Here is a 25,987-nt window from a genome sequence, read left to right as displayed (position 1 = left end):
AAAGAAACCGATATGTTCAATAAGCATTCCGTCGAGATCGACTGGGGTGGACGTCCCCTCAAACTGGAAACCGGCAAGATCGCCCGTCAGGCCGACGGCGCCGTGATGGCCACCTATGGCGAGACCGTGGTGCTCGCCACCGTCGTCGCCGCCAAAGCGCCGCGCGAGGGCGTCGACTTCCTGCCGCTGACCGTCGACTACCAGGAAAAATCCTACGCCGCGGGCCGCATTCCCGGCGGCTATTTCAAGCGCGAGGGACGCCCGACCGAAAAGGAAACGCTGGTCTCCCGCCTGATCGACCGTCCGATCCGTCCGCTGTTCGCCGACGGCTGGCGCAACGAAACCCAGGTCATCGTCACCGTGCTCTCGCACGACATGGAAAACGATCCCGACGTGCTGTCGATGGTTGCCGCCTCCGCGGCGCTGACGCTGTCGGGCGTCCCGTTCAAGGGACCGATCGGCGCCGCCCGCGTCGCCTTCAGCAACGACGAGTACATCCTCAACCCGACGCTCGATGAGATGACCGACACGCAGCTCGATCTCGTCGTCGCCGGGACGTCGGATGCGGTGCTGATGGTCGAGTCCGAAGCCAAGGAGCTCTCGGAAGAGATCATGCTCGGCGCCGTGATGTTCGGCCATCGCCACTTCCAGCCGGTAATCAACGCGATCATCGAACTGGCCGAGAAGGCCGCCAAGGATCCGCGCGAAGTCACCGCCATCGATAATAGTGAGATCGAGAAGGAAATGCTCGGCCTGATCGAGCAGGACCTGCGTGCGGCTTACGCGATCCCGATCAAGCAGGACCGCTATGCGGCAGTCGGCGCGGCCAAGGAAAAGGTGATCGCGCACTACTTCCCCGAGGGGCAGGAGCCGAAGTACGACAAGCTGCGCATCGCCGGCGTATTCAAGGAGCTCGAGGCCAAGATCGTTCGCTGGAACATCCTCGACACCGGCAAGCGGATCGACGGCCGCGACGTCAAGACGGTCCGCAACATCGTCGCCGAGGTCGGCGTGCTGCCGCGCGCCCACGGCTCGGCGCTGTTCACCCGCGGCGAGACCCAGGCGATGGTCGTGACCACGCTGGGCACCGGCGAGGACGAGCAGTACATCGACGCGCTGTCGGGGACGTACAAGGAGACGTTCCTGCTGCACTACAACTTCCCGCCTTTCTCGGTCGGCGAAACCGGACGCCTCGGCGGCACCAAGCGCCGCGAGGTCGGCCACGGCAAGCTCGCTTGGCGCGCGATCCATCCGGTCCTGCCGCCGCACCACGAATTCCCTTACACGGTGCGCGTGGTCTCCGAGATCACCGAATCCAACGGTTCGTCCTCGATGGCCTCGGTGTGCGGCGCCTCGCTGGCGCTGATGGATGCGGGCGTGCCGCTGAAGCGGCCGACCGCGGGCATCGCGATGGGCCTGATCCTGGAAGGCTCCCGCTTTGCGGTCCTGTCCGACATCCTCGGTGACGAGGACCATCTCGGCGACATGGACTTCAAGGTGGCCGGCACCGACCAGGGCATCACCTCGCTGCAGATGGACATCAAGATCGAGGGCATCACCGAGGAGATCATGAAGGTCGCGCTCGGTCAGGCCAAGGAGGGCCGTGTCCACATCCTCGGCGAAATGGCCAAGGCGCTCACCAACGCCCGCGCCGAGCTCGGCGAGTACGCGCCGCGCATCGAGACCTTCAAGATTGCCACCGACAAGATCCGTGAAGTGATCGGCACCGGCGGCAAGGTGATCCGCGAGATCGTCGAGAAGACCGGCGCCAAGGTCAACATCGAGGACGACGGCACCGTCAAGGTCGCCTCCAACGACGGCGAGGCGATGAAGGCTGCGATCAAGTGGATCAAGTCGATCGCCTCCGATCCGGAAATCGGCCAGATCTACGACGGCACCGTGGTCAAGGTGATGGAGTTCGGCGCCTTCGTGAATTTCTTCGGCGCCAAGGACGGTCTCGTCCACATCAGCCAGCTTGCGGCCAACCGCGTGCAGAAGACCTCCGACGTCGTCAAGGAAGGCGACAAGGTCAAGGTCAAGCTGCTCGGCTTCGACGACCGCGGCAAGACCCGCCTGTCGATGAAGGTGGTCGACCAGACGACCGGCGAGGACCTCGAGGCCAAGCAGAAGGCGGAGGCCCAGGCGCCGCGCGAAGCGGCCGGCGAGTAAGGCATCGCTAAAATGTGAACAAGAGGGCGGCCGAACGGCCGCCCTTTTTTGTTGGCTGCCCGAGTTACATTGTCGGGACGGCCGCACCTGTGCGATTACGTCGCAGGCTCATGAGGACAGAAAACGAAACCCGATCCTGCCCATCACCCGTACCTTGCCGCGCGCAGCGGCCTAACGGCGTTCCGTCCAACAGATATTCACTCAGTTCACTTACAGGAGAAGTCGATGTCATCCATGTCCCGGCGCCATCTGATGTTTGCTGCAACCGGCCTCGCAGCCGTGGCCGCGGCCCCACGTGTCGTCTTCGCGCAGGCTGCCGCACCTGCCCCGGCGGCCGCCCCAACCGGTCCCTTCACGCTGCCGCCGCTGGCCTATCCGACCAACGCCTTCGAGCCGCATATCGACGCCAAGACGATGGAAATCCATCATGACAAGCACCACGCGGCCTATGTCGCCAACGTCAACAACGTCGCCAAGACCAATCCGCAACTGGGGACGGCGAAGATCGAGGATGTGCTCGGCAACCTGAACGCGCTCGACGACAGCATCAAATTCACCGTCCGCAACAATCTCGGCGGCCACGCCAACCACACCATGTTCTGGGAGATCATGGGCCCGAACGGCGGCAAGCCGGAGGGCGAATTGCTGGCCGCGATCGATCGCGACCTCGGCGGCATGGAAAAATTCCAAAACGATTTTAATGCCGCCGGCGGACGCCAGTTCGGCTCCGGCTGGGTGTTCGTCACGGTAGCCAAGGACGGCAAGCTCGCGATCGAGACGCGTCCGAACCAGGACAATCCGATGATGGACGGCAAGCGCGCGCTGATGGGCAACGACGTCTGGGAGCACGCCTATTATCTCAACTACCAGAACCGCCGCGCCGATTATCTCAAGGCGTGGTGGAATACGGTGAACTGGGCCAAGGTTGCCGAGCGTTATGCTGCTGCGAAGGCTGGTACGCTCGGCGTGTGAGCCCGACGCTCAGGCTGCCAGCGCGAAGCTGGCACGGAAAACAAAAAGGGCGGCCAAAAGGCCGCCCTTTCACGTGAATCGCGAGCGATCAGGCGATGTCGAAGCGGTCGAGGTTCATCACCTTGGTCCATGCCGCCACGAAGTCCTTCGCGAACTTCTCCTTAGAATCGGCGGCGGCGTACACTTCCGCAAACGCCCGCAGCTGGGCGTGCGATCCGAAGATCAGGTCGACGCGGGTGCCGGTCCACCTGGCCGCATTGGTCTTGCGGTCGCGGCCCTCATACACACCATCGGAGCCGGCGGGCTGCCACTGTGTAGCCATGTCGAGCAGGTTGACGAAGAAGTCGTTCGTCAGCGTGTCCGGCTTGCTGGTGAACACGCCATGCTTGGAGCCGCCGAAATTTGCGCCGAGGACACGCAGGCCGCCGACCAGAACCGTCATCTCAGGTCCCGTCAGCCGCAGCAATTGCGCCCGGTCCACTAGCGCCTCCTCAGGCTTCATGAACTGGTGCCTCTTGCTGCTGATGTAGTTGCGGAAGCCGTCGGCACGCGGCTCGAGCGGGGCAAAGGACTCGACGTCGGTCTGGTCCTGCGACGCATCCATGCGGCCCGGCGTGAAGGGTACCTTCACGTCTAGGCCTGCATCCCTGGCGGCCTTCTCCACCGCCGCGCAGCCGCCGAGAACGATCAGGTCGGCCAGCGAAACCTTCTTGCCGAACTCCTTCTGGATCGCTTCGAGCTTCGCCAGCACGGTCTTGAGCTCGGCCGGCTGGTTGACCTCCCAGTCCTTCTGCGGGCTGAGGCGAATACGCGCGCCGTTGGCGCCACCGCGCTTGTCGGAACCGCGGAACGTCGAGGCCGAGGCCCATGCAGTCGAGACGAGCTGCGACACCGACAGGCCGGAGCCGAGAATCTTCGCCTTCAACGCGGCGATGTCCTGCTCGCCGATCAGGGGATGATCGACCGCCGGGATCGGATCCTGCCAGATCAGCGTTTCCTTCGGCACCAGCGGGCCGAGATAGCGCGCGATCGGGCCCATGTCGCGGTGCGTGAGCTTGAACCAGGCCCGCGCAAACGCATCGGCGAACTGATCGGGATTTTCGTAGAAGCGCCGCGAGATCTTTTCATAGACGGGATCGAAGCGCAGCGACAGGTCGGTGGTGAGCATGGTCGGCACATGCTTCTTCGACTTGTCGTAGGCGTCCGGGATCGTGGCTTCGGCATTTTTGGCCCGCCATTGCTTTGCCCCGGCCGGGCTCTGCGTCAGCTCCCATTCGTTTTCGAACAGGTTCTTGAAGAACAGATTGCTGAACTTGGTCGGCGTCTGGGTCCAGGTGACTTCCGGGCCGCCGGTGATGGCATCAGGGCCGACGCCGGTGCCGTGCTTGCTCTTCCAGCCGAGGCCCTGATCCTCGAGCGCACCGCTTTCCGGGTCGGGGCCGACCAGCGACGGATCGCCGGCGCCGTGGGTCTTGCCGAACGAGTGGCCGCCGGCAATCAGCGCGACGGTTTCCTCGTCGTTCATCGCCATGCGGAAGAAGGTCTCGCGGATATCCTTGGCCGCCGCGACCGGGTCGGGATTGCCGTTCGGCCCTTCCGGATTGACGTAGATGAGGCCCATCTGCACGGCGCCGAGCGGCTCGGCAAGCTGGCGTTCGCCGCTGTAGCGTTCGTCGCCAAGCCAGGTGCCCTCGGGACCCCAGTAGAGCTCTTCCGGCTCCCAAACGTCGGCGCGGCCGCCGGCGAAGCCGAAGGTCTTGAAGCCCATCGATTCCAGCGCGACGTTGCCGGCGAGAATCATCAGGTCGGCCCACGAAATCTTGCGGCCGTATTTCTGCTTGATCGGCCAAAGAAGCCGGCGTGCCTTGTCGAGATTGGCGTTGTCAGGCCAGCTATTCAGCGGCGCGAAGCGCTGCTGACCGGCACCGGCGCCGCCGCGGCCGTCCGTGATGCGGTAGGTGCCTGCGCTGTGCCAGGCCATACGGATCATCAGACCGCCGTAATGACCGAAGTCGGCCGGCCACCATTCCTGTGAGTCCGTCATCAACGCATGCAGATCCTTGATCACGGCGTTGAGGTCGAGTGTCTTGAATTCCTTGGCGTAGTCGAACGCCTCCCCCATCGGATCGGAGAGCGTGGAATTGCGGTGTAGGACCGAAACATCCAGCGAATCCGGCCACCAATCGCGGTTTGTACGTGCGCGATTGCCGCCCGAGAACGGGCATTTGGTTTTGTCATCCATGATTGTCTCCTGAGGGTCGCTTCCTGTTCGGATTGGAAGCACTCTAAGCACCCCCTTCCATCAGGTGAAGTTGATTTTAATGATCGATCCGATAAGATTGCCTGATGATCCAGATCACCCTCCGGCAGCTTCGCTATTTCGACGCGCTGGCGCGTCACGGCCATTTCGGCCGCGCTGCCGAGGCCTGTTCGATTTCGCAGCCGGCCTTGTCGATGCAGATCAAGGAAATGGAGGAGGTGCTGGGCGGCGCACTGCTGGAGCGCAACGCCCGCCAGGTCACGCTGACGAAATTCGGCGAGGAAATCATCCAGCGTGTCCGCGATATCCTGCGCTCCGTCGACGAACTCGGAGACTTCGCGCGCGCCTCGCGTGACCGGCTCGCGGGACGCTTGCGCATCGGCATGATCCCGACGATTGCGCCCTACCTCTTGCCCAAGGTGATCGAGAATCTCGCGCGCATGCACCCCGAGCTCGACATTCACGTGCGCGAGACGCTGACGCCGAAACTGATCAAGGAGGTCGCGGAGGGGCGGCTCGATACCGCGATCGTGGCGCTGCCGGTATCCGAACCATCACTGACCGAGGTGGCGTGTTTTTCCGAAAATTTCCTGCTGGTGCGGCCGGGCGAGGACGAGGGAACGCCGGTGCCGAGCCACGAGACGCTGCGCGAGATGCGGCTGTTGCTGCTTGAAGAGGGACATTGCTTTCGCGACCAGGCGCTGTCGTTCTGCAACATGCAGTCCTCGCCGCCGCGAGAGGTGCTGGACGCAAGCTCGCTGTCGACGCTCGTGCAAATGGTCGGCGCCGGCATCGGCGTCACCCTGATCCCGGAAATGGCGGTCGCGGTAGAAACGCGCTCGGCCCCGGTATCCGTTGCCCGTTTCAAAAATCCGCAGCCGGCGCGAACCATCGGCATGGTCTGGCGCAAGACAAGCCCGCTCGCCGGACAGCTCATGCAAATCTCCGAAGTGGTTTGCGTCGCCGCCGATGCGCTGCGCGAGCAACGCGGGGCGAAATTATCACCGCGAAAAGCGCGGGCCTGAAACGAACCCCGGGGGAAACGTCGACCATGCCGCCGCCCACCATCCGCCCTGCCCGGGCAGACGAATATGACGAAATTGCCCGCGTCTGGATGGAGAGCTGGGTCTCGACCGGGCTGGAAGGCCCCAGCGATCTCCTGCTGGCGAGATTGCGGGCGCGTGTCCCGATGGAAGTGGAGAAGGGCTGGAGCCTTTACGTCGCCGACGATGCCGGGAAAGTAGCGGCGATGCTCGCGCTGCACCTGCCAAACTGCTACCTCGACCAGTTGTTCGTCGCGCCGCAATATCAGGGCAACAGCGTCGGACGCCAACTGCTCACTTTTACGCGACAGCATCTGCCTGACGAAATCTGGCTGCGCTGCGTGCGAGAGAATGACAAGGCGTGGCGCTGGTATGAGCGCGAAGGTTTCGTGTTCGAGAGGGAGCAGGTCGAGCCGATAACCGGGCTTATGATGAAGTATTACCGATGGCGGAAATCGGCATGAAGGCTGTCGCTCCGCTTGCGAAGGGTGCGTGCACCCTGTAGTTTTCGCATTCAGCGCCATCAACTTTTGTGTTCAGGTCATGTTGCGTAGTTTCGCTGCCGTAGTCATTCTCATGTCATCCTTCACGGCAACTGGATGGGCGCAAACTCCTTCAACGGCGAATCCGGCGGCATCACCACCTTCCAAGCCCGTCACAAAGAAAGCGTCATCGAAAGCCAAGGCCGGCGGCGCGACACAGCCGGTTGTCGAAACCGGCCTTTGCCGGGTTGGCATCATTTCGGCACTCGAGGACCGCTTTGCCGTACAGAAATTCGGGCTAACGATCTTCGAGACGGAGGAAAGTGCGGTCCCGGTCAACGGATGGGGACTCGACGATCTCGTCGTCGCTCGGATCCGCGCAGTAACCGGCGCCGATCCAGCAGTGCGGCGGATTGCATATCCGAAGGGCGCGTTTGAGCCCTTCTATAATCCAACCTCGCGATTCTTGCCTGATCCCCGCGGGGCCTTCCGGCGATCGTCAAAAGCATCGCACCGGCCGCAAACTGCGAACGATACCTTGTCGTGACGAGATTCAAGGGGCAGCATCCGGGCACCAATCTCATGCTGGACGGCGTCGGCGCCTATAATCGCGGACTTGGGTCGGTGCTTAGGCACTCGCACCTGTTCGCCAATGTTTCGTTGAGCATGCTCGACGGGAGCACCTACGAGCAGATCAACCGTCCGCTCGGGAATCTTGGCGCGAGACTGGCCCGGGGACTGCAATTGACCGAGGATCCGCTCACGAAGCTCGATAACTCGCTGTTTCCCGAGCCGGCGGCCACGGCCGCGGGCAACGCAGCCCTTCGCGAGAGGACCCGCGCGCTGATTGCGGCACGGCTCGACGAAGTGCTGCCAAGTTATCTGAGCAATGACTGACGTGCCACGCCGATGAAAGGTTCCACCATGATAAAGCTTTACTGGTCGCCGCGCTCGCGCTCGTTCTCCGCGATCTGGCTTCTTGAGGAATCCGGTCTGCCCTATGAGCGTGTGCTGACCGATATTACGACCGGCGCGCAGAAGGCGCCGGAGTATCTCGCGATCAATCCGATGGGCAAGGTGCCCGGGCTGAAGGACGGCGACGCCGCGCTCGGTGAGGCGGCTGCGATCTGCGCCTATATCGCCGACCGCTATCCCGAAACGGGCCTCGCGCCTGCTGTCAGCGATCCACTGCGGGCGCGCTATCTGCAGTGGCTGTTCTTCTCGCCAAGCTGCATTGAACCGGCGATCATCCAGATCTTCACCAAGCTCGAAGTGCCGCCGAGCACGGCGGCATGGGGCAGCGCGACCCAGACCTTCGACGTGCTCGATGCCGCCCTGCAGAAGGGCCCATGGATTCTTGGCGAAAAATTCTCGGCCGCTGATATCACCATCGGCTCCGGGCTGAATTTTGCGGTGCGGGTGTTCAAGATGCTGCCGTCGCGGCCGTCGTTCGATGCCTATCTCGAGCGCATCGTGGCACGCCCGGCGTTCCAGCGCGCGGAGAAGATCGCGGCGGGGTGAATGCGTCAGGAGGGCAAAGTGCAGCATGCCCGCCATCAAGACACGATCTGACGATAGATGGTGGGCACGGCGCTCATGCGCCTTTGCCCACGCTGTAAAACCTCAAGCCGGCACGACGCGCGGATCCACGTCCTGCGCGTAGTCGACGCCGTCGATGCCGAAGCCGAACAGGCGAAGGAATTGGCTCCTGTATTCTGCGAGATCGGCCAATTCGCCGAGCGTTTCGGTGGACAGCAGAGGCCAGCGTCGCGACACTTCCGCCTGAACCTCAGGCGAAAGCTCCCAGTCGTCGAGCCTGACGCGCTGCGCCTCGTCGACTTCGACAGCCGGGCCAAGGCGTGTCCGGAACAGGCGATCGATCTGTTCGATGCATCCTTCGTGGAGCCCGAGCTGCTTCATGACCTTGAACAGCACCGTCCCATAGAGCGGCACCACCGGGATGGCTGAACTGGCCTGGGTAACCACGGCCTTCAGCGCCACCACGCGCGCCGCGTCCTGACCGAGCCGGCTCCGGATCGCTTCCGCCTTGCGGTCGAGATCGACCTTGGCGCGCCCGAGAGTGCCTCTCCAGTAGATAGGCCACGTCAGTTCGCTGCCGATATACGTATAGTTGAGCGTCCGGAAGCCCGGCGCCAAAATGCCGGCGTCCGCGAGCTGGTCGATCCAGCGCTTCCAGTCATCGCCGCCCATCACCGCGACGGTGGCGATCGCTTCATCCTCACTCGCCGGCGCAAGGGTTGTCTCGAAGACCTCGCCGGTTTCGGTGTTAAGGGTCTTGATTTCGACAGGGGCACCCAGCGGCTTGATCGCCGAGCGATAGGTCTTGCCGGTGTCCGGGTCTGTCCGGACCGGTGCGGCCATGCTGTAGACAAGCAAGTCCAGTTGATCGAAACGTTCGCGCACACGATCGATGAAGGTCTTCTTCATGTCGTCCGAAAAGGCGTCGCCCTCCAGCGTGAGGGGAGATCGTCCGATCTTCTGCGCCTCGATTTCAAATGCGCGGTTGTTGTACCAGCCGGCGCTTCCCGTCCTGCTGGCTGAAGGCTCGCGCTCCAACGACACGCCGATGGTTTCCGCTCCGCCGGCGAACGTCGCAACAATGCGGCTCGCGAGGCCGTAACCCGTCGAACATCCCAAGACGGCGACGCGCTTGGGGCAATCGGGAATGGGCCCTTGGCGTAGAACATAAGCGATCTGTTCGCGGACGTTTTTAGCGCAGCCGGCCGGATGCGCCGTCGTGCAGATGAACCCTCGCACGCGCGGTTCAATAATCATGCCCACTCCGTTTCGGATCGAAAGTCACGCATCCAGCCGCTGGAACACCAGCGTGGCGTTGGTGCCGCCGAAGCCGAAGGAGTTCGACAGCACGGTGTTTAGCTTGGCGTTGTCGATGCGCTTGCGCACGATCGGCATGTCAGCGAACATCGGATCAAGTTCGGTGATATGCGCGCTCTCGCAAATGAAGCTGTTGTTCAACATCAGGAGCGAATAGATCGCCTCCTGCACGCCGGTCGCGCCGAGCGAGTGCCCGGTCAACGCCTTGGTCGCCGAGATCGGCGGGCATTTGTCGCCGGTGCCAAATACTTTTCGGATCGCCTCGATCTCCGGCGGATCGCCGGCCGGTGTCGAGGTCGCGTGCGGGTTGATGTAGTCGATCGGCCCCTTCACGGTCGAAAGCGCCATGCGCATGCAGCGCTCTGCGCCCTCACCCGACGGCGCGACCATGTCGTAGCCGTCCGACGTCGCGCCGTAACCGACCACTTCGCCGTAGATGCGCGCGCCGCGCGCCTTGGCGTGCTCGAGCTCTTCCAGCACCACAACACCGGCACCGCCCGCGATCACAAAGCCGTCGCGGCTGATGTCGTAGGGACGCGAGGCGGTCGCGGGCGTATCGTTGTATTTCGAGGACATTGCCCCCATCGCGTCGAACAGAACCGACAGCGTCCAGTCAAGCTCCTCGCATCCGCCGGCGAAGATCACGTCCTGCTTGCCGATCTGGATCGTCTCATAGGCGTTGCCGATGCAATGGTTTGAGGTCGCGCAGGCTGACGAGATCGAGTAGTTCACGCCTTTGATTTTGAACCAGGTGGCAAGCGTCGCGGATGCGGTCGATGACATGCCCTTGGGCACGGCGAACGGACCGACCCGCTTCGGGCCCTTGGTGCGGGCGATATCGGCGGCTTCCACCAGCGTTCGCGTCGATGGTCCTCCCGACCCCATGATGATGCCGGTGCGCTCGTTCGAGACCTCGTTGGCCTCGAGTCCGGAATCGCGGATCGCCTGCTCCATTGCGACGTGATTCCACGCTGCACCCTCCGCCAGAAACCGCATGGCGCGGCGATCGATCACCTCGGCCGGATTGAGCGTGGGGGCGCCCTGCACCTGCGAACGAAAGCCGAGCTCGGCATATTTCTCCGCGCGCTTGATGCCGGATTTCGCGTCGTGAAGGCTCGCAAGCACTTCCTGGGTGTTGTTTCCGATGGATGAGACAATGCCCATCCCCGTGATGACAACCCGCTTCATGATCGCCTCGCCTTAACCGTTTCAGTTCTCGTGTGAAGATATGTTGCTGGTCGCGCTGCTTAGCCGCCCGGCGCGGAGCCCTGCTTGAACAGCCCGACCTTCAAATCCTTGGCGCGATAGATAATCTCGCCATCCATGGAAAGCCAGCCGTCGCCAACGCCCAGCACCAGCTTTGAACGCATCACGCGCTTCATGTCGACGTTGTACACAACCTTGCGGACGTTCGGCAGCACCTGACCGGAGAACTTGAGTTCGCCCAGTCCCAGCGCCCGGCCGCGTCCCTCGCCGCCGATCCAGCCAAGGTAGAACCCGACCATCTGCCACATCGCGTCCAGCCCAAGACAGCCCGGCATGACCGGATCGTTCTTGAAGTGGCAGCCGAAAAACCACAGGTCCGGCTTCACATCGAGTTCGGCGCGGATAAGGCCCTTGCCGAACTCGCCGCCGTTGTCGTTGATGTCAGTGATGCGGTCAAACATCAGCATCGGCGGCAGCGGCAGTTGGGCATTGCCGGGGCCGAACATCTCGCCGCGGGCGCAGGCGAGCAAATCCTCGTATTCATAACCGCTGCGCCGATCCAGCATCGCTTTCCGCCTTTACCTTTGATGTCCCGATGGAGCGCTTTCTGAGCGAACCGGACCCGTTTCCCCTACGGGAGAACGTTTGTTTCCCGCATTCGGCGCTACTTAGGGTGCTATCGGCATTAGCCTCTGCCGAAATCGCATATGTGGCCCGCGCGCTCTGTAACATAGGCATCCGGGCCCGGCAAAGCACCGGAAACAGCAAAATCAGCGCATCCGGACAATGGTTCCTCCCTTGACCTTGGGCCTGTTCTAGTTGCGAAAAACTTGCATCTACCTGATTTCCTTTTATATTGGGCAAGAATATTGCCCCAAGTTAGCGCGTGGTACCCGAAGTGGACATGAACGACCAAGCCTCATCCGTGAACGACGACGGTATCGATCCGGCCGCCCGTGCCGCCGGACATCAGCCGGCGTTGACCGGCTGCCCTTGGCATGACGTCAACGAAATGCTGCAGGCCGCAGGCCTCCGGCCCACCCGCCAGCGCATGGCTCTGGGCTGGCTGCTGTTCGGCAAGGGCGCCCGCCATCTGACCGCGGAAATGCTGTACGAGGAAGCGACGCTGGCCAAGGTCCCGGTGTCGCTGGCGACCGTTTACAACACGCTCAACCAGCTCACCGATGCCGGCCTGTTGCGCCAGGTTTCGGTCGACGGCACCAAGACCTATTTCGACACCAACGTCACTGCACACCACCACTTCTATCTCGAGAACAACCACGAGCTGGTCGACATTCCCGATCCGCATCTGATGCTGTCGAAGATGCCCGACGTGCCCGAGGGCTACGAGATTTCCCGCATCGACATGGTCGTGCGGCTGCGCAAGAAGCGCTGAGGCAAGTACAGTTGTCATACGCGGGCTTGATCCGCGTATCCATCGATCTTCACAGAGCGCTTTTTCTGAGTGGATGGATTGCCGGGTCAAGCCCGGCAATGACGGGTTGGCATCCGGCGTCTCAATCCACCTTCTCGTCGGCGTAGACGCCCCACAGGCGCTGCTGCTCGATCCAGCCGTCAAAGCCGTTACCGACCACGCGGCACCAGCCGTTGGTGCATTTCTTGACCTGGGCGACGACGCCGGCCTGCAGGCGGGCCGCAACCGCGCTGGTCGGATCGGGACGATCATAGAGCGAGGCAAGCTCGTCCTTGCTCTTCATGGTGACGACCGCCGTGCGGCGACCGGACAGGAGCGAATGATAGACCCACCCCTCGGCGCCTTCGGAATCGCGCACGCGCCGCCAGTTCTCGAACTCGGCGGTGATTTCGACCGGCAGGCCCGGACGGGTATAGACCCAGGCGACGTCATTGTCCTTGGTCGGACCGGCCCGGACATTCACATGATCGGATTTGAGGCTGACATATCGCGGCACCGGCAGGCCGCTCGAAGTGGTGGCCGAATCCTTTGCCGAAAACCCTGTGCTGACGGAAGCGACAAACCAGCACGCCGCCAGCACCGCCACCGAACAGAAACGCCCCAACGCCATCAACTCACCTCCCGCCGAGCATCCGCAACCCGGGTTCTTCCGAGTTGAAACCGCCCGCTAACGCCCGAAAGCCCCAGACCCTGTGCCCCGCTTTGACCGCACCCGGCTTGCGATTTCCGAGGGGTTCTTGTCTTGGCCCGGCCATCTGATAGAGAGGACGGAACGCCAAGAACCAGAACGCCCGGATTTTCTGCCGAAAATCCAAGGCAAGTATTGGGGAACCCAAGGGACTTACCTAGCGAAACAGCCGGGACCGCGTGGCCAACGCAGTGTCGAACAACCGGGTTAATGAGGTCTGAACGGCACGCTCAGGCCGTCCCCTCATGAGAGCAGGACATGTCGGTTAAGAAAAAACCTCTCGTCGTCGTCACTCGTAAACTACCGGACTCGATCGAGACCCGGATGCGCGAGCTGTTCGACGCGACGTTGAATCTCGACGACACGCCGATGACGCCGCAGCAGATTGCCGAAGCCAGCCGCTCGGCCGACGTGCTGGTGCCGACCGTCACCGACATGATCAGTGAGGAGATGCTCAAGCATCCCGACTGCAAGCTGCGCATGATCGCCAATTTCGGTAACGGCGTCGACAATATCGACGTCGCGGCGGCGCATGCGCGCGGCATCACGGTGACCAACACGCCGAAGGTTTTGACCGAAGACACCGCCGACATGACCATGGCACTGATCCTCGCGGTGCCACGGCGGCTGATCGAAGGCGCAACGATCCTCCCCGACGGCAAGAACTGGCCCGGCTGGTCGCCGACCTGGATGCTGGGCCATCGCATCGGCGGCAAGCGCCTCGGCATCATCGGCATGGGCCGGATCGGCCAGGCTGTGGCTCGCCGCGCGCGCGCCTTCGGCCTGCAGATCCACTATCATAACCGCCGTCCCGTGGCGCCCGTTATCGCCGAGGAACTCGGCGCGACCTATTGGGAAAGCCTCGACCAGATGCTGGCGCGGATGGACATCATTTCGGTGAACTGTCCGCATACGCCGGCGACCTATCACCTGTTGTCGGCGCGGCGACTGAAGCTGATCCGCAAGGACGCCTATATCGTCAACACCGCACGCGGCGGCGTGATCGACGAGGATACGCTGATCAAGCTGATCGAAGCCGGTGAAGTCGGCGGCGCCGGGCTCGACGTTTACGAGCACGAGCCCGCGGTCAACCCGAAGCTGGTGCGGCTCGCCAAAGCCGGCAAGGTGACGCTGCTGCCGCATATGGGCTCGGCGACGATCGAAGGCCGCGTCGAGATGGGCGAGAAGGTGATCATCAATATCAGAACCTTCCTCGACAACCACAAGCCGCCGGATCGCGTGCTGCCGAGCATGTTGTGAGGCGTCGGATTGGCCCTGCGCTTACCCTTCCCTGGAGGCAGGGTAACAACTACGGCGTCTTGCCCTTCCGCCGCTCCCGCTTCCGCCAATCCGCCACAAACGTCACCAACGCGGCCAGCGCCGGCGGCGGCTGACGCCGGCTCGGGTAATACAGAAACGGACCAGGAAACGGCGCGCACCAGTCATCGAGCACGCTGACCAGCGCGCCTGATTTGATGCCGTAGCGAACGTACCCCTCGAATGTCAGCCAGAAGCCGACGCCGTCATGTACGGCGCGTAGCGCGAGCCCAAGATAAGTCGCAACCAGTTTTGCCGGCGGCGCGACCTTGACGATACGGCCAGCCTTTTCAAATTCCCAATCGAGCATCGCCCCGCTGCCGAAGCGGGTGCGAATACAGGAATGCTCGAGCAGCTCCTTGGGATGTTTCGGCCGTCCATGCTGCGCAACATATTCGCGCGAGGCCACCACAGCGTAGCGCTGCGGCGCCCCGAGCGGCACCGCGATCATGTCCTGCGCCAGATGTTCGCCATAGCGCACGCCGGCGTCGAAACCGCCGGCCACGATGTCGACAAACGAGCTCTCGCCGACAATCTCCAGCTCGATTTTGGGATGCTTCGCAAGGAACGGCGCCACCATCGGCGCCAGCACCAGGTCGATCGCCGGCGGCGGCGCGTTGATGCGCAGACGTCCCGACGGCACGGCCCGCAGGCCGCGCACCTGATCCAGCGCCGCGCCGACATCCGATATTGCCGGGCCGACACGCGCCAGGAGCAATTCGCCGGCTTCGGTGAGCGCGACGCTGCGCGTGGTGCGATTCATCAGCCGCACCCCGAGCCGCTCCTCCATGTCGCGCAGCCGCTGGCTGAGGCTCGAAACGGAGACGCCCTGCTCGACCGCGGCACGGCGGAAATTCCGCGTGCGCGCCACGGCGATGAAGGCATCGAGGTCGCGGAGGTCAAAATCCTTCATTGTTCGATATAGTGAACAAGCTATTTCGAATTGTCCAGCTTATCGGTTCGCGCGCAAGGGTCCATATCAGCCGCGTCATCACGGCGCGCATAGCCGCCACCGACACGAGGAGAATCATCATGGAAAAGCGCAATCTCGGCACGACCGGTCCAACCGTCTCCGTCATTGGCCTCGGCTGCATGGGCATGTCGGATTTTTACGGCCCGGCCGACCGCAGCGAGAGCATCGCCACCATTCATGCTGCGCTCGACGCCGGCATCACCCTGCTCGACACCGGCGATTTCTACGGCATGGGCCACAACGAGATGCTGATCCGCGAGGCGCTCACGTCGCGCAATCGCGACAATCTGCAGATCAGCGTGAAATTCGGCGCGCTGCGCGATCCCGCGAGGAATTGGTCCGGCTATGACAGCCGCCCGGCGGCGATCAAGAATTTCCTCGCCTATTCGCTGCAGCGGCTCGGCGTCGACGCGATCGACATCTATCGTCCCGCACGGCTCGATCCCAATGTGCCGATCGAAGAAACCATCGGTGCGATGGCCGACATGGTGAAAGCCGGCTGGATCCGACATGTCGGGCTTTCCGAAGTGGGCTCCGACACCATTCGCCGTGCGCATGCCGTGCATCCGATCGTCGATCTCCAGATCGAGTATTCGCTGCTCGCACGCGGCATCGAGGAGGATATCCTGAAGACTTGCCGGGAACTGGGCATCGGCATCACGGCCTATGGCGTATTGGCGCGTGGCCTGATCAGCGGCCACTGGAGCAAGGATCGGTCCGGCGCGCAGGATTTTCGCACCATGAGCCCGCGCTTTCAGGGCTCCAATCTCGACGCCAACCTGATGCTGGCCGACTCGTTGCGGCGAATTGCCGGTGGCGTCGGCGCTTCGCCGGCGCAGGTCGCCATCGCCTGGGTCGCCGCGCAGGGCAGCGATATCGTGCCGCTGGTCGGCGCCCGCCGCCGCGATCGTCTCGCCGAAGCGCTTGGTGCACTCGACGTCAAGCTGACACCGGCCCACTTGGCCGCACTGGCCGAGGCGTTTCCGCCCGGCGTGGCCGCCGGCGCCCGTTATCCCGAAGCCCAGCTCGCGCACATGGACAGCGAGAAGCGCGTCGCGCGTGAGTAGCTCGGCAGGCTATGCCGCGTGTCCGCTCAAATCGACAATGATGGGCGTGTCGCCATTGAGCGGATTTTGCGGATCGCGCGTGTAGCGCAGGGTTTCGAAGCGCATCGCGCGCGCATCCACCATCACCAGCCGTCCGACCAGGCTTTCGCCGAAGCCGACGACTTCCCGAATGGCTTCCAGCGCCATCATCGATCCCAGCATGCCCGCCAGCGCGCCCATCACGCCGGCCTCGGCGCAGGCCGGCACGGTGCCGGGCGGCGGCGGTTCGGGAAACAGGCAACGATAGGTTGGATTGTAGTGGCCATCGGCATCCCGTTCATGCGCCCGGATCGTGGTCAACGACCCGTCGAACTGACCCAAAGCCGCCGTGATCAGCGGCTTGCCGGCAAAGAAGCAGGCATCGGAAACCAGATAGCGGGTCTCGAAATTATCTGAGCCGTCGAGCACGAGATCGTAGTCACTGATCAGCGATATCGCGTTCCTGGCATTGAGGCGAACCGCATGCGCCTCGAACGCGACATGGGGGTTGAGCGAGCGAACCGTCTCCGCGGCGCTGTCGACCTTTAGCCGGCCGATATCAGGCGTGGTGTGGATGATCTGGCGCTGCAGATTGGACAGCGAGACGATGTCGTCGTCGACCGCGCCGAGCCTGCCGACGCCGGCGGCCGCGAGATACATCAGGACCGGCGCGCCGAGACCGCCGGCGCCGATCACCAGCACGGACGCCTCCTTCAGCGCGGCCTGGCCCGGGCCGCCGACGTCGCGCAGCACGATATGGCGGGCGTAGCGTTCGAGTTCGTCAGCCGTCAGCATGGTCGCACGACTTTCTCCTGCCTCGACACCGACCGTCAGACCCTCTTGGTGAGGAGCGCGCAACGCGCGTCTACCGGACGATGCTTCGCATCGCCGGGAGAACCATGCGGCTCCACTCGGGCCTTCATCCTTCGAGACGCGGCTGACGCCGCTCCTCAGGATGAGGGGAAACTGCTGAACCGGGGCGCGGTTGTTGCCGACTAAGCAGATGTGCTTCATTGGCGGGGCGTCAATGATCGCACTCCCCTTATTCCGCCGGGTTTTGTCATGAGATTGGTGCCTTCAGCAACATCGATGATCGCGGTCTCGGCTTTTGTGATCGCCGGGACGGCCGCGCAGGCGCAAATGACGCCGCCATCTACGGCGGGTGCCACGCCGAAACAAGTCACGACGGTGCCGATCCGTCCCGCGGTGCAGAAGCCGGAGGACACGGCCAAGGCGTTGGGGCAGGCGGAGCGGCTGGCGCTGCAGTCGGACCTTGCCTGGGTCGGACAATACAACGGCGCCATCACCGGCGACGTCAGCGAGCGCATGGTCAATGCGATCAAAGAATTCCAGAAGTCGCGCGGCGCGAAGCCAACCGGCGTGCTCAATCCGCAGGAGCGCGGCGCCCTTGCGGAGACCGCCAGGAAGAAGCAGGAGAGCGTTGGCTGGAAGATCGTCACCGATCCCGGCACCGGGGCGCGGCTCGGCATTCCCGCCAAGCTGGTGCCGCAGCAAGCCAGCGACGCCAACGGCACCAAATGGAGCTCGTCGACCGGCACGATCCAGATTCAACTGGCACGCCGCAAGGAGGCCGGTCCCACCACTTCAAAACTCGCCGAGCGCGAGAAGAAAGAGCCCGGACGCAATGTCGACTACACCGTCGTCAAGCCGGACTTCTTCGTGCTGTCCGGCCTGCAGGGCCTGAAGAAGTTCTACATCCGCGGCACGTTCAGGGGTGACGAGGTCCGCATTCTCACGATCATGTACGACCAGGCGACCGAGAATACCGTGGAACCGGTCGTGATCGCGATGTCGAGCGCATTCACCGCGTTTCCGGCCGCGGCGCAAACGGCGGGCCCGCCTCCGCGCAAGACCGTCGAATACGGCACCGGCGTCGTCGTCAGCGACGATGGCGCTATCCTGACCGACCGCCAGATCACCGACGGCTGCCTCACGGTCGCGATCCCGGGCTTTGGCAATGCCGATCGCGTCGCGGAGGACAAGCCGCACGATCTCGCGCTATTGCGCATCTATGGCGCGCGCGGACTGAAAGCGCTCGACCTCGCCAAAGCCGCCACGAAGACGGCGCTCGACGTCACGGGCATTGCCGACCCGCAAGTTCAAGGCGGCGGCGGCGCCGTGACCAGCGTCAAGGCCTCCGTGACCCAGCTTGGCGGCAGCAGCGACATCGCGCTGACGCCCGCGCCCACGCTCGGTTTTTCCGGCGCCGTCGCGCAAGATGGCGACGGCAGGTTTGCCGGCATCGCATTGCTAAAGCCGGTTCAACTCGCCGGTCCGGCGAACGATGCGCCCGCGGCGCAGGCGGTGCTGGTGAGCGCCGACACGTCGCGCGGTTTCCTCAAGGCGAATGGCGTCAACGCGGCCGGGGGATCGACGGACGCAAAGGCATCAGTCGTTCGCGTGATCTGCGTACGAAAATAACAACTCGTGTCCCGGACGCGGCGCACCGCGTCAGCGCTGCTCCGCATAGCCCGGACGTAAGCTGCACCAGCAAGTTGTCGTTTTTCATCGGCACAATTGCGCCGCCCGGCAGTATTTGCCCGGATGACCGCAATTCCATAATCGGGCATCATTGCAAGCTGACTGATTCGGACTACCGCGATCCCCTGACCTTGGATCGGGCTGGGCACGTCTGGACGAGCGCGTAACTCGGCGTCGCAGAATGCGGCGCAGCTCGTGTGCCGTAACCAAAATGCCTGAAAGCCATCCAGAGGATCTGAAATGCAGACGATCGTATTGGCCACCCAGAAGGGAGGCTCCGGCAAGAGCACGCTCGCCATCAGCCTTGCGCTTGCCGCCATCCGGGCCGGACACAATGTCCGCGTGATCGAGACTGATACGCAGGGCACCCTTTCGAACTGGAAGCGCCGCCGCCCGTATGCCGCGCCGGTCGTCGAGCCGATCTACGCCGCCAGGGAGGTCGAACAACGCCTGCAATCGCTTGGCCGTGAGGGCGTGACGGTAGCGATCGTGGACACCGCCGGCGGCATCACCGCCGCGACCAATTCAGCCATTCGCTATGCCGACTTCTGCCTGATCCCGACGCGCCCGAGCATCGCCGATATCGAGGCGACTGCCGCGACGCTCAGCGTCATCAGGGCCTGGCACAAGCCGTTTGCCTATGTCCTGAATCAGGCCCCGATCCGCGGCGCAGCGCGCCTCGCCGGCGCGGAGAACGCGCTGAGTAACGAGGCCGCGCTCGACATCGACGATATCGTTGCCCGACCCATCATCATGATGCGCAACGATCACCAGGACGCGCTGAGTGCCGGTCTTGCGGTCTGCGAATACGCCCCAGGCAGCAAATCCGCCGAGGAAATCCGCGATCTCTGGCAGTGGGTCGAAGCCCGTTTGGGCAACATGGCGATAGCCATCGACGAGCCGATCATCGAGGCGTTCGTCGAAAAGCCCACCATTCTCCCCGTCATGGCTGCGCTCCCGTCCATCCAGAACGACAGCGCTTTCTTCCTGAGAGCACCGGCTCGAACCTGACATTCCCGCTTCGCGCAGCGTCATTGCGCGAGGCGAACCAGAAGCAATCCAGCCGCCAGCTCCGCTGGATTGCTTCGCGGAGCCTGTCATCCGGCGGCGCTTCGCGCCGACCGGATGGCCTACGTGTGCCGGCGCAGCCAATTCTCCCGCGTCATACGCCACCGTTCTGCCAGCGTCTGACCGTTGTGATGGGATAGCTCGAGGTAGCCAACCAATTCGGCGCCTGTCTTTTGCTTGACCCGGCGGGACGCCACGTTGGTCGCCGCATTGCAGGCGTAGAAAACCTCGACGCCCAGGACGCGGAAGGCAAAATCGTTCACTGCCGAGACGGCCTCGGTCATCAGGCCCTGATTCCAGTAGCGCTCCGCGAGCCAAAATCCGCGGTTGCCGTTCGGATCCTCTACCCACGGGCGCAGGCGAATATTCCCGATCGCCTCGCCATCACCGCCGCGCAGGACCAACATCCAATTATAGATCTCTTCCCCCGCGGCGACCCTCTCCAGCTCCCTCCGGATGAACGTCTCCGCGCCATCCTCCGGATATGGCCAGGGGACAGCCGACGCGAGATGCTGGATAATGTTCCAGTTGTTGAAATGGCGTTGGATCGCCGGCGCGTCAGACAGCGCAAGCGGCCTCAGGATCAGTCGCCTCGTTTCGAGTGTCGGGGTGCTGGTTATTTCTGACATTTCGGACACCAGAAGGTCGAGCGGCCATTCTGCACGAAGCGCCGCACGACGCCGCCGCAGCCCCTTTTCTGGCACTTCTCGCCCTCGCGATCGTAGACCTGAAAGGAGTGCTGGAAGTAGCCGAGCTCGCCCGAGGTCAGGCGATGGTCGCTGATCGAGGAGCCGCCGGCCTTGATCGCCTGATTAAGCACTGCGTGGATCGCATCGACCAGCCGCCCGGCATGGTCGGTCGGCTCGCCATTCTTCGTCGACAGCGTCGCCGCCAGCCGGCGCGGCGACAGATGCGACCGGTACAACGCCTCGCAGACATAGATGTTGCCGAGGCCGGCCACCACGCGCTGGTCGAGCAGCGCGGCCTTCAGGCTGGTCTTCTTGTTGAAGCACGATCGCGCCAGCATCGCGGCGTCGAATTCGTTGCCGAGCGGCTCCGGGCCGAGGTCCTTCAGAAGCGGCTCATCCTCCAGCACGTCGCGGGCGATGACCTTCATGTAACCAAAGCGGCGCGGATCGTTGAACACGATCGCCGCGCCCGATGACATGTGAAACACCACGTGGTCGTGCGCGCGGTCCTCGCTGCGCGGATGGTGAAATTGGCCGGGCGTGTTGTTATTGCCGCCTTCGAGCACCCGGAACGAGCCGGACATGCCCAGATGCATCAGGAGCACGTCACCGGAGCCGAGGTCCGCCATCAGGTATTTGGCGCGGCGGCCGAGACCGGTCACGGTCTGGCCTTCCAGCCGCGCGATAAAGTCCTTTTGAAAGGGAAACCGCAGATCCTTGCGCCGGGCTTCCGCTTTGAGGATTTTCGACCCCTCCATGGCCGGCTGCAGGCCGCGGCGGACGGTTTCGACTTCGGGCAATTCAGGCATACAGGCATTCACCTTATGGGGGTGACGTGATAGCGCCATTGCGACGGGCGCGCTATGGTCCGGTAGTGGAGTACATCTAATGGTTCGGCAGCCGGATCAAACCACCCATTTTGGCTTCAGGGACATACCCCTAAGCGACAAGCAGACGCTGGTGAACGACGTGTTTCACAGCGTGGCGTCCCGTTACGACCTGATGAACGATCTGATGTCGGCGGGCCTGCACCGGGCCTGGAAGGACGTCATGATCACGGCGCTCAATCCGCCGAAAAACGACGCCCCGTTTGCGCTGCTCGATGTCGCCGGCGGCACTGGCGACATCGCCTTCCGTGCGGCCGAGGCGGCAGGCATGGGCTTCCAAGCCACCGTCTGCGACATCAACAGCGATATGCTCGAAATTGGCCGCAATCGCGCGCTGGCGCGGCATCTCGACCATCAGGTGTCGTTTGTCGAGGGCAATGCCGAAGCACTGGCGTTTCCGGACCGTTCTTTCGATGGCTACACCATCGCATTCGGCATCCGCAACGTGCCGCGGATCGACGCCGCATTGCGCGAGGCCTATCGCGTGCTGCGGCCGGGCAGCCGCTTCCTCTGCCTGGAATTCTCCACCGTCGATGTTCCCGGACTGGACTGGCTGTACGATCAGTTCTCGTTCAGGGTGATCCCGCCCCTCGGCCGCGCCGTGACGGGCGATGCGGAATCCTATCGGTATCTCGTCGAATCGATTCGGAAATTCCCGCGGCCCAATATATTCGCCGAGATGATCCGTGGCGCCGGCTTTTCGCGGGTGAAATGGCAGAGCCTCTCCGGCGGCATCGTGGCGTTGCATTCGGGCTGGCGTTTGTGATTTCTGCAGCGACCCACATCGCGCGGCTCGTCCGCGCCGCTTACGTGTTCGCGCGCGAGGGCGTGTTCGGCGTGGTCGATCCGGGCCTGGTGCCGCCGCCCGGGCAGCTCGCGCTGCGCCTGGCGCGGCTGATCGAACGGCCCGGCGCCAAGGCCGGCCCGCGGCTGTCGCGCGCACTGACGCGGCTCGGACCCGCCTATCTCAAGCTCGGGCAGTTTCTGGCGACCCGGCCCGACGTGGTCGGTGTCGCCATGGCGCGCGATCTGGAAAGCCTGCAGGACCGCCTGCCGCCGTTTTCGCAGGGCGAAGCCGAGGCCGTGATCGCAGCCTCGCTGGAGCGCCCGCTGGCGCAGGCCTTTGTCAGTTTGGGCCCGCCGGTCGCCGCCGCTTCCATTGCCCAGGTCCATCGCGGCGAGGTCGAGCGCAACGGCGTGCGCCAGCCGGTCGCCGTCAAGGTGCTCCGGCCCAATGTCGCATCGCGCTTCCGTCGCGATCTCTCCGATTTCTTCTTTGTCGCGCGCAACGCGGAAGCGCATTCTGCCGAGGCGCGGCGGCTGCGGCTGATCGAGGTCATCAACACGATGTCGCGCTCGGTCGCGATGGAGATGGACCTGCGGCTCGAGGCTGCCGCCCTATCCGAGATGGCGGAGAACACGCGCGACGATCCGGATTTCCGCGTGCCGGTCGTCGACTGGGACCGCACCACCCACAACGTGCTGACAATGGAATGGATCGACGGCATCGCGCTCAACGATCACGCGCGCCTCGCCGCCGCGCAGGTCGACCTGCCCGACCTCGGCCGCAAGGTGATCCAGAGCTTCCTGCGCCATGCGCTGCGTGACGGCTTCTTTCATGCCGACATGCATCCCGGCAATCTGTTTCTCGACGATTCCGGCCGCCTGGTCGCCGTCGATTTCGGTATCATGGGCCGGCTTGGCCTGAAGGAACGGCGTTTCCTTGCGGAGATTCTGCTGGGCTTCATCACGCGCGACTACCGTCGCGTCGCCGAGGTGCATTTTGAGGCGGGTTACGTGCCGGGCCATCACTCGGTCGAGAATTTCGCGCAAGCCATCCGTGCCATCGGCGAACCGATCCACAATCGCACCGCCGAAGAAATCTCGATGGCGAAGCTGTTGACCCTGCTGCTCGAGGTTACCGGGCTGTTCGACATGCAGACCCGGCCGGAACTGATCCTGCTGCAAAAGACCATGGTGGTGGTCGAGGGGGTCGCGCGAGGCTTCGATCCGAAACTGGATATCTGGAAGGTCGCCGATCCCGTCGTCCGCGAATGGATCGAGCGCAACCTTGGCCCGCTCGGGCGGATTGAGGGCGCAATGTCCGGCGCGGGCGAGCTCGGCCGCGTGATGACGGGCGTGCCGGCGATCGCCTCGCGGGCGGTTGCCGTGATCGAGCACATGGAGAAGATGACCCGGGAAGGCCTGACGCTGTCACCGGAGACGATCGCGGCGCTAGGCCGCGCCGAGGGTCGCAAGAGCCGCTGGCGAACGGTGGCGCTCTGGATCATCGCGGCAACCTTTATCGGAATTCTGATCGCTATCCGCCAATTGTGATTGCAGTGACAGCATCAATCCGATAGCAATGCTAGCAATCCATGCTGGAGGCGATCCATGGCCAGCCTGACCATCCGAAAGCTCGACGACGGCATCAAGTCCTACCTGCGACTGCGCTCGGCGAAGAACGGCCGCTCGGTGGAGGAGGAAGTCCGGGTGATCCTGCGCGAATATTGCGAGGGCAGCCCGGCGCCGGCCTCTTCGCTGCCGCCTCCGTCACCCGCGCCGACTGAGAGCCCGGCAGTCGAACGCACCGGTCCCTCCGTTGGCCAGCCCAGCGTCACCCTGATCATCGGCGGCGGCATCGCCGCCTTCAAGGCGCTGGAACTGATCCGGCGGCTGAAGGAGCGACACATCGACGTCCGCTGCGTGCTGACCAGGGCCGCGCAGCAATTCGTCACGCCGCTTTCCGCCAGCGCGCTGTCGCATGAGCGCGTCTATACCGACCTGTTCGACCCCGGCAGCGAATTCGATGCCGGCCATATCCGGCTGGCGCGCGAATGCGATCTGATCGTGGTGGCGCCGGCAACCGCCGACCTGATGGCGAAGATGGCGCACGGCCATGCCGACGATCTCGCCAGCGCAATCCTGCTTGCGGCCAACCGGCCGATCCTGCTGGCGCCTGCGATGAACCCGCTGATGTGGAACAATGCCGCCACCCGCCGCAACGTGATGCAGTTGCGTCGCGACGGCATCCACATGATCGGCCCGAACGCCGGCGAAATGGCTGAATCCAATGAGGCCGGCGTCGGGCGGATGTCGGAGGCGGCCGAAATCGCCGCCGCCGCCGTCGATATCCTGCGCCCACCGCGACCGCGTCCGCTCGCGGGCAAGCGCGTGCTGATCACGGCAGGCCCGACACATGAGGCGATCGATCCGGTGCGCTATATCGCCAACCGCTCTTCCGGCAAGCAGGGTTTTGCCATCGCCGCCGCAGCGCAAGCCGCAGGCGCCGACGTCACGCTGGTCTCCGGCCCGGTCGAATTGCGCGATCCCCCGGGCGTCACGGTGATCCGAGTGGAATCGGCGCGCGATATGCTGCATCGGGTGCAGGCCGCTTTGCCGGCCGATATTGCGATCTTCGCAGCCGCCGTCGCCGATTGGCGAGTGGCCAACGAAGGCGAGCAGAAACTGAAAAAGACGCCGGCCGGCATGCCGCCACTGCAACTCGTCGAAAACCCCGACATTCTCGCAACCATCTCGAAGCTGGAGGATAAGCGACCGCCGCTGGTAATCGGCTTTGCCGCCGAGACCGAGCATCTGATCGACAACGCCAAGGCCAAGATCGCGCGCAAGGGCTGCGACTGGATCGTCGCCAACGACGTCTCGCCTTCGACCGGCGTGATGGGTGGCGATCGCAACACCGTCCACCTGCTGACGCGCAATGGTGCGGATATCGAGGTTGATTCCTGGCCTGTCATGACCAAGGAACAGGTTGCAGCCGAACTGGTCGCGAAGATTGCCAAAGCCGTGGAGAATGATTCGTGAGCACGAGGGTGAAGGTGGAGGTCTGCCAATTGCCGCATGGCGCAGGCTTGGAGCTACCGGCCTATCAGAGCTCCGACGCCGCCGGCCTCGACCTGCTCGCGGCGGTGCCGGCGGATACGCCACTGATGCTGCAGGCCGGAAAATTCGCGATGGTGCCGACCGGGCTCACAATCGCGCTCCCTTCAGGCTATGAGGCACAGGTGCGGCCGCGTTCCGGGCTTGCGGCCAAACACGGCGTCACCGTGTTGAATTCGCCGGGCACGGTGGACGCGGATTATCGCGGCGAGATCAACGTGCTCCTGATCAACCATGGCGATGCGCCGTTTCCGATCAAGCGCGGCGAACGCATCGCGCAGATGGTGATCGCGCCCGTCGTGCAGGGGGAGCTGGTTCCGGTCGCCGTGCTGTCTGCCACCGAGCGCGGCAGCGGCGGTTTCGGCTCGACCGGACGCTGAATTATGCTGATCAGCGCCGCTGAGATCGGTGATTGGCCGATTTTGTTCACAGCCCGATTCACGTTCACGATCTGG

Annotated in this window: 24 protein-coding genes; 15 read left to right on the top strand and 9 right to left on the bottom strand. The window is 63.7% G+C overall.

Going from position 1 to position 25,987, the window contains the following annotated elements; genetic code table 11:
* The first annotated feature begins 12 nt into the window (after window positions 1-12).
* Together pnp and HCN50_RS26480 are read left to right on the top strand one after the other, a co-directional pair.
* Window positions 13-2,169 (top strand): polyribonucleotide nucleotidyltransferase, encoded by a 2,157-nt coding sequence (gene pnp / locus HCN50_RS26485; RefSeq protein ID WP_171712825.1) that lies wholly within the window; start codon window positions 13-15, stop codon window positions 2,167-2,169.
* 225 nt (window positions 2,170-2,394) lie between these two features.
* Window positions 2,395-3,141 carry a superoxide dismutase gene (locus tag HCN50_RS26480; protein WP_171712824.1) on the top strand — a complete coding sequence of 249 codons (747 nt, stop codon included), beginning with the start codon at window positions 2,395-2,397 and terminating at the stop codon, window positions 3,139-3,141.
* A gap of 88 nt (window positions 3,142-3,229) precedes the next feature.
* On the opposite strand, the gene katG is transcribed toward HCN50_RS26480, so the two are convergent.
* Complete coding sequence (katG, locus tag HCN50_RS26475; protein ID WP_171712823.1) at window positions 3,230-5,383, bottom strand: catalase/peroxidase HPI; 2,154 nt, start codon at window positions 5,381-5,383, stop codon at window positions 3,230-3,232.
* Window positions 5,384-5,487: 104 nt separating this feature from the next.
* Between katG and HCN50_RS26470 the strand changes: the two genes are divergently transcribed.
* From HCN50_RS26470 to HCN50_RS26455, 4 genes are all read left to right on the top strand, one after another.
* Complete coding sequence (locus HCN50_RS26470) at window positions 5,488-6,426, top strand: hydrogen peroxide-inducible genes activator (RefSeq protein WP_171712822.1); 939 nt, start codon at window positions 5,488-5,490, stop codon at window positions 6,424-6,426.
* A 26-nt stretch (window positions 6,427-6,452) separates the two neighbouring features.
* Window positions 6,453-6,908 carry a GNAT family N-acetyltransferase gene (locus HCN50_RS26465; RefSeq protein ID WP_171712821.1) on the top strand — a complete coding sequence of 152 codons (456 nt, stop codon included), beginning with the start codon at window positions 6,453-6,455 and terminating at the stop codon, window positions 6,906-6,908.
* 600 nt (window positions 6,909-7,508) lie between these two features.
* On the top strand, window positions 7,509-7,823 hold the full coding sequence (locus tag HCN50_RS33795) for a hypothetical protein (protein ID WP_235977217.1): 315 nt from the start codon (window positions 7,509-7,511) through the stop codon (window positions 7,821-7,823).
* A gap of 27 nt (window positions 7,824-7,850) precedes the next feature.
* Window positions 7,851-8,447 (top strand): glutathione S-transferase family protein, encoded by a 597-nt coding sequence (locus HCN50_RS26455; RefSeq protein WP_171712820.1) that lies wholly within the window; start codon window positions 7,851-7,853, stop codon window positions 8,445-8,447.
* A 102-nt stretch (window positions 8,448-8,549) separates the two neighbouring features.
* Here the strand turns inward: HCN50_RS26455 and fabV are convergent, their stop codons facing one another.
* From fabV to fabA, 3 genes are read right to left on the bottom strand one after another with little or no spacing between them, the layout of a single operon-like run.
* Window positions 8,550-9,722, bottom strand: coding sequence for an enoyl-ACP reductase FabV (gene fabV, locus HCN50_RS26450; RefSeq protein WP_171712819.1), 1,173 nt, complete (start codon window positions 9,720-9,722; stop codon window positions 8,550-8,552).
* Between the two features lie 24 nt (window positions 9,723-9,746).
* Window positions 9,747-10,970 carry a beta-ketoacyl-ACP synthase I gene (gene fabB / locus HCN50_RS26445; protein WP_171712818.1) on the bottom strand — a complete coding sequence of 408 codons (1,224 nt, stop codon included), beginning with the start codon at window positions 10,968-10,970 and terminating at the stop codon, window positions 9,747-9,749.
* 59 nt (window positions 10,971-11,029) lie between these two features.
* Window positions 11,030-11,554: a 3-hydroxyacyl-[acyl-carrier-protein] dehydratase FabA gene (gene fabA / locus HCN50_RS26440; protein WP_171712817.1), complete on the bottom strand. Its 525-nt coding sequence runs from the start codon at window positions 11,552-11,554 to the stop codon at window positions 11,030-11,032.
* 338 nt (window positions 11,555-11,892) lie between these two features.
* On the opposite strand from fabA, the gene irrA reads away from it, so the two are divergent.
* On the top strand, window positions 11,893-12,384 hold the full coding sequence (irrA, locus tag HCN50_RS26435) for an iron response transcriptional regulator IrrA (protein WP_171712816.1): 492 nt from the start codon (window positions 11,893-11,895) through the stop codon (window positions 12,382-12,384).
* Between the two features lie 121 nt (window positions 12,385-12,505).
* On the opposite strand, the gene HCN50_RS26430 is transcribed toward irrA, so the two are convergent.
* A complete protein-coding gene (locus tag HCN50_RS26430) occupies window positions 12,506-13,033 on the bottom strand; it encodes an SH3 domain-containing protein (RefSeq protein ID WP_171712815.1) in 528 nt (175 codons plus the stop codon).
* A gap of 336 nt (window positions 13,034-13,369) precedes the next feature.
* Between HCN50_RS26430 and HCN50_RS26425 the strand changes: the two genes are divergently transcribed.
* On the top strand, window positions 13,370-14,371 hold the full coding sequence (locus tag HCN50_RS26425; protein ID WP_171712814.1) for a 2-hydroxyacid dehydrogenase: 1,002 nt from the start codon (window positions 13,370-13,372) through the stop codon (window positions 14,369-14,371).
* Window positions 14,372-14,420: 49 nt separating this feature from the next.
* Here HCN50_RS26425 and HCN50_RS26420 read toward each other — a convergent pair whose 3' ends face one another.
* A complete protein-coding gene (locus HCN50_RS26420) occupies window positions 14,421-15,341 on the bottom strand; it encodes a LysR family transcriptional regulator (protein WP_171712813.1) in 921 nt (306 codons plus the stop codon).
* Between the two features lie 119 nt (window positions 15,342-15,460).
* Here HCN50_RS26420 and HCN50_RS26415 point away from each other — a divergent pair, with 119 nt between their 5' ends.
* Window positions 15,461-16,468: an aldo/keto reductase gene (locus tag HCN50_RS26415; protein WP_171712812.1), complete on the top strand. Its 1,008-nt coding sequence runs from the start codon at window positions 15,461-15,463 to the stop codon at window positions 16,466-16,468.
* 9 nt (window positions 16,469-16,477) lie between these two features.
* On the opposite strand, the gene HCN50_RS26410 is transcribed toward HCN50_RS26415, so the two are convergent.
* A complete protein-coding gene (locus tag HCN50_RS26410) occupies window positions 16,478-17,281 on the bottom strand; it encodes a HesA/MoeB/ThiF family protein (protein WP_171712811.1) in 804 nt (267 codons plus the stop codon).
* 267 nt (window positions 17,282-17,548) lie between these two features.
* Here HCN50_RS26410 and HCN50_RS26405 point away from each other — a divergent pair, with 267 nt between their 5' ends.
* Both HCN50_RS26405 and HCN50_RS26400 read left to right on the top strand, forming a co-directional pair.
* On the top strand, window positions 17,549-18,928 hold the full coding sequence (locus tag HCN50_RS26405; RefSeq protein WP_171712810.1) for a serine protease: 1,380 nt from the start codon (window positions 17,549-17,551) through the stop codon (window positions 18,926-18,928).
* A 300-nt stretch (window positions 18,929-19,228) separates the two neighbouring features.
* On the top strand, window positions 19,229-19,999 hold the full coding sequence (locus HCN50_RS26400; RefSeq protein ID WP_171712809.1) for a nucleotide-binding protein: 771 nt from the start codon (window positions 19,229-19,231) through the stop codon (window positions 19,997-19,999).
* 119 nt (window positions 20,000-20,118) lie between these two features.
* Here the strand turns inward: HCN50_RS26400 and HCN50_RS26395 are convergent, their stop codons facing one another.
* Both HCN50_RS26395 and mutM read right to left on the bottom strand, forming a co-directional pair.
* The gene (locus tag HCN50_RS26395; RefSeq protein ID WP_171712808.1) at window positions 20,119-20,685 is read right to left on the bottom strand and encodes a GNAT family N-acetyltransferase; all 567 of its coding nucleotides are present in this window, start codon (window positions 20,683-20,685) and stop codon (window positions 20,119-20,121) included.
* Window positions 20,673-21,554 (bottom strand): bifunctional DNA-formamidopyrimidine glycosylase/DNA-(apurinic or apyrimidinic site) lyase, encoded by an 882-nt coding sequence (mutM, locus tag HCN50_RS26390; RefSeq protein WP_171712807.1) that lies wholly within the window; start codon window positions 21,552-21,554, stop codon window positions 20,673-20,675. Before mutM ends, HCN50_RS26395 begins: the two co-directional genes overlap by 13 nt.
* A 79-nt stretch (window positions 21,555-21,633) precedes the next feature.
* Between mutM and ubiE the strand changes: the two genes are divergently transcribed.
* The 4 genes from ubiE to dut are packed head-to-tail and all read left to right on the top strand — an operon-like array spanning window position 21,634 to window position 25,912.
* Window positions 21,634-22,398, top strand: coding sequence for a bifunctional demethylmenaquinone methyltransferase/2-methoxy-6-polyprenyl-1,4-benzoquinol methylase UbiE (gene ubiE / locus HCN50_RS26385; protein WP_171712806.1), 765 nt, complete (start codon window positions 21,634-21,636; stop codon window positions 22,396-22,398).
* Complete coding sequence (gene ubiB, locus HCN50_RS26380; RefSeq protein ID WP_171712892.1) at window positions 22,395-23,969, top strand: 2-polyprenylphenol 6-hydroxylase; 1,575 nt, start codon at window positions 22,395-22,397, stop codon at window positions 23,967-23,969. The genes ubiE and ubiB overlap by 4 nt, the downstream gene beginning before the upstream one ends.
* A 57-nt stretch (window positions 23,970-24,026) precedes the next feature.
* The gene (gene coaBC, locus HCN50_RS26375) at window positions 24,027-25,457 is read left to right on the top strand and encodes a bifunctional phosphopantothenoylcysteine decarboxylase/phosphopantothenate--cysteine ligase CoaBC (protein ID WP_210265101.1); all 1,431 of its coding nucleotides are present in this window, start codon (window positions 24,027-24,029) and stop codon (window positions 25,455-25,457) included.
* Window positions 25,454-25,912, top strand: a complete 459-nt coding sequence (gene dut, locus HCN50_RS26370) for a dUTP diphosphatase (RefSeq protein ID WP_171712805.1) — start codon at window positions 25,454-25,456, stop codon at window positions 25,910-25,912. The genes coaBC and dut overlap by 4 nt, the downstream gene beginning before the upstream one ends.
* Window positions 25,913-25,987: the final 75 nt, after the last annotated feature.

This window comes from Bradyrhizobium archetypum (assembly GCF_013114835.1).
In the GTDB taxonomy this organism is placed as follows: domain Bacteria; phylum Pseudomonadota; class Alphaproteobacteria; order Rhizobiales; family Xanthobacteraceae; genus Bradyrhizobium; species Bradyrhizobium archetypum.
Note: the sequence above shows the minus strand (reverse complement) of the source record. Positions and strands in the feature narration are given on the sequence as shown.

What these genes read in the sequence shown, in the direction of transcription:
- pnp (WP_171712825.1), top strand. Translation starts at nt 13, where the DNA reads ATGTTCAATAAGCATTCCGTCGAGATCGACTGGGGTGGACGTCCCCTC.
- HCN50_RS26480 (WP_171712824.1), top strand. Translation starts at nt 2,395, where the DNA reads ATGTCATCCATGTCCCGGCGCCATCTGATGTTTGCTGCAACCGGCCTC.
- katG (WP_171712823.1), bottom strand. Translation starts at nt 5,383, where the DNA reads ATGGATGACAAAACCAAATGCCCGTTCTCGGGCGGCAATCGCGCACGT.
- HCN50_RS26470 (WP_171712822.1), top strand. Translation starts at nt 5,488, where the DNA reads ATGATCCAGATCACCCTCCGGCAGCTTCGCTATTTCGACGCGCTGGCG.
- HCN50_RS26465 (WP_171712821.1), top strand. Translation starts at nt 6,453, where the DNA reads ATGCCGCCGCCCACCATCCGCCCTGCCCGGGCAGACGAATATGACGAA.
- HCN50_RS33795 (WP_235977217.1), top strand. Translation starts at nt 7,509, where the DNA reads ATGCTGGACGGCGTCGGCGCCTATAATCGCGGACTTGGGTCGGTGCTT.
- HCN50_RS26455 (WP_171712820.1), top strand. Translation starts at nt 7,851, where the DNA reads ATGATAAAGCTTTACTGGTCGCCGCGCTCGCGCTCGTTCTCCGCGATC.
- fabV (WP_171712819.1), bottom strand. Translation starts at nt 9,722, where the DNA reads ATGATTATTGAACCGCGCGTGCGAGGGTTCATCTGCACGACGGCGCAT.
- fabB (WP_171712818.1), bottom strand. Translation starts at nt 10,970, where the DNA reads ATGAAGCGGGTTGTCATCACGGGGATGGGCATTGTCTCATCCATCGGA.
- fabA (WP_171712817.1), bottom strand. Translation starts at nt 11,554, where the DNA reads ATGCTGGATCGGCGCAGCGGTTATGAATACGAGGATTTGCTCGCCTGC.
- irrA (WP_171712816.1), top strand. Translation starts at nt 11,893, where the DNA reads ATGAACGACCAAGCCTCATCCGTGAACGACGACGGTATCGATCCGGCC.
- HCN50_RS26430 (WP_171712815.1), bottom strand. Translation starts at nt 13,033, where the DNA reads ATGGCGTTGGGGCGTTTCTGTTCGGTGGCGGTGCTGGCGGCGTGCTGG.
- HCN50_RS26425 (WP_171712814.1), top strand. Translation starts at nt 13,370, where the DNA reads ATGTCGGTTAAGAAAAAACCTCTCGTCGTCGTCACTCGTAAACTACCG.
- HCN50_RS26420 (WP_171712813.1), bottom strand. Translation starts at nt 15,341, where the DNA reads ATGAAGGATTTTGACCTCCGCGACCTCGATGCCTTCATCGCCGTGGCG.
- HCN50_RS26415 (WP_171712812.1), top strand. Translation starts at nt 15,461, where the DNA reads ATGGAAAAGCGCAATCTCGGCACGACCGGTCCAACCGTCTCCGTCATT.
- HCN50_RS26410 (WP_171712811.1), bottom strand. Translation starts at nt 17,281, where the DNA reads ATGCTGACGGCTGACGAACTCGAACGCTACGCCCGCCATATCGTGCTG.
- HCN50_RS26405 (WP_171712810.1), top strand. Translation starts at nt 17,549, where the DNA reads ATGAGATTGGTGCCTTCAGCAACATCGATGATCGCGGTCTCGGCTTTT.
- HCN50_RS26400 (WP_171712809.1), top strand. Translation starts at nt 19,229, where the DNA reads ATGCAGACGATCGTATTGGCCACCCAGAAGGGAGGCTCCGGCAAGAGC.
- HCN50_RS26395 (WP_171712808.1), bottom strand. Translation starts at nt 20,685, where the DNA reads ATGTCAGAAATAACCAGCACCCCGACACTCGAAACGAGGCGACTGATC.
- mutM (WP_171712807.1), bottom strand. Translation starts at nt 21,554, where the DNA reads ATGCCTGAATTGCCCGAAGTCGAAACCGTCCGCCGCGGCCTGCAGCCG.
- ubiE (WP_171712806.1), top strand. Translation starts at nt 21,634, where the DNA reads ATGGTTCGGCAGCCGGATCAAACCACCCATTTTGGCTTCAGGGACATA.
- coaBC (WP_210265101.1), top strand. Translation starts at nt 24,027, where the DNA reads ATGGCCAGCCTGACCATCCGAAAGCTCGACGACGGCATCAAGTCCTAC.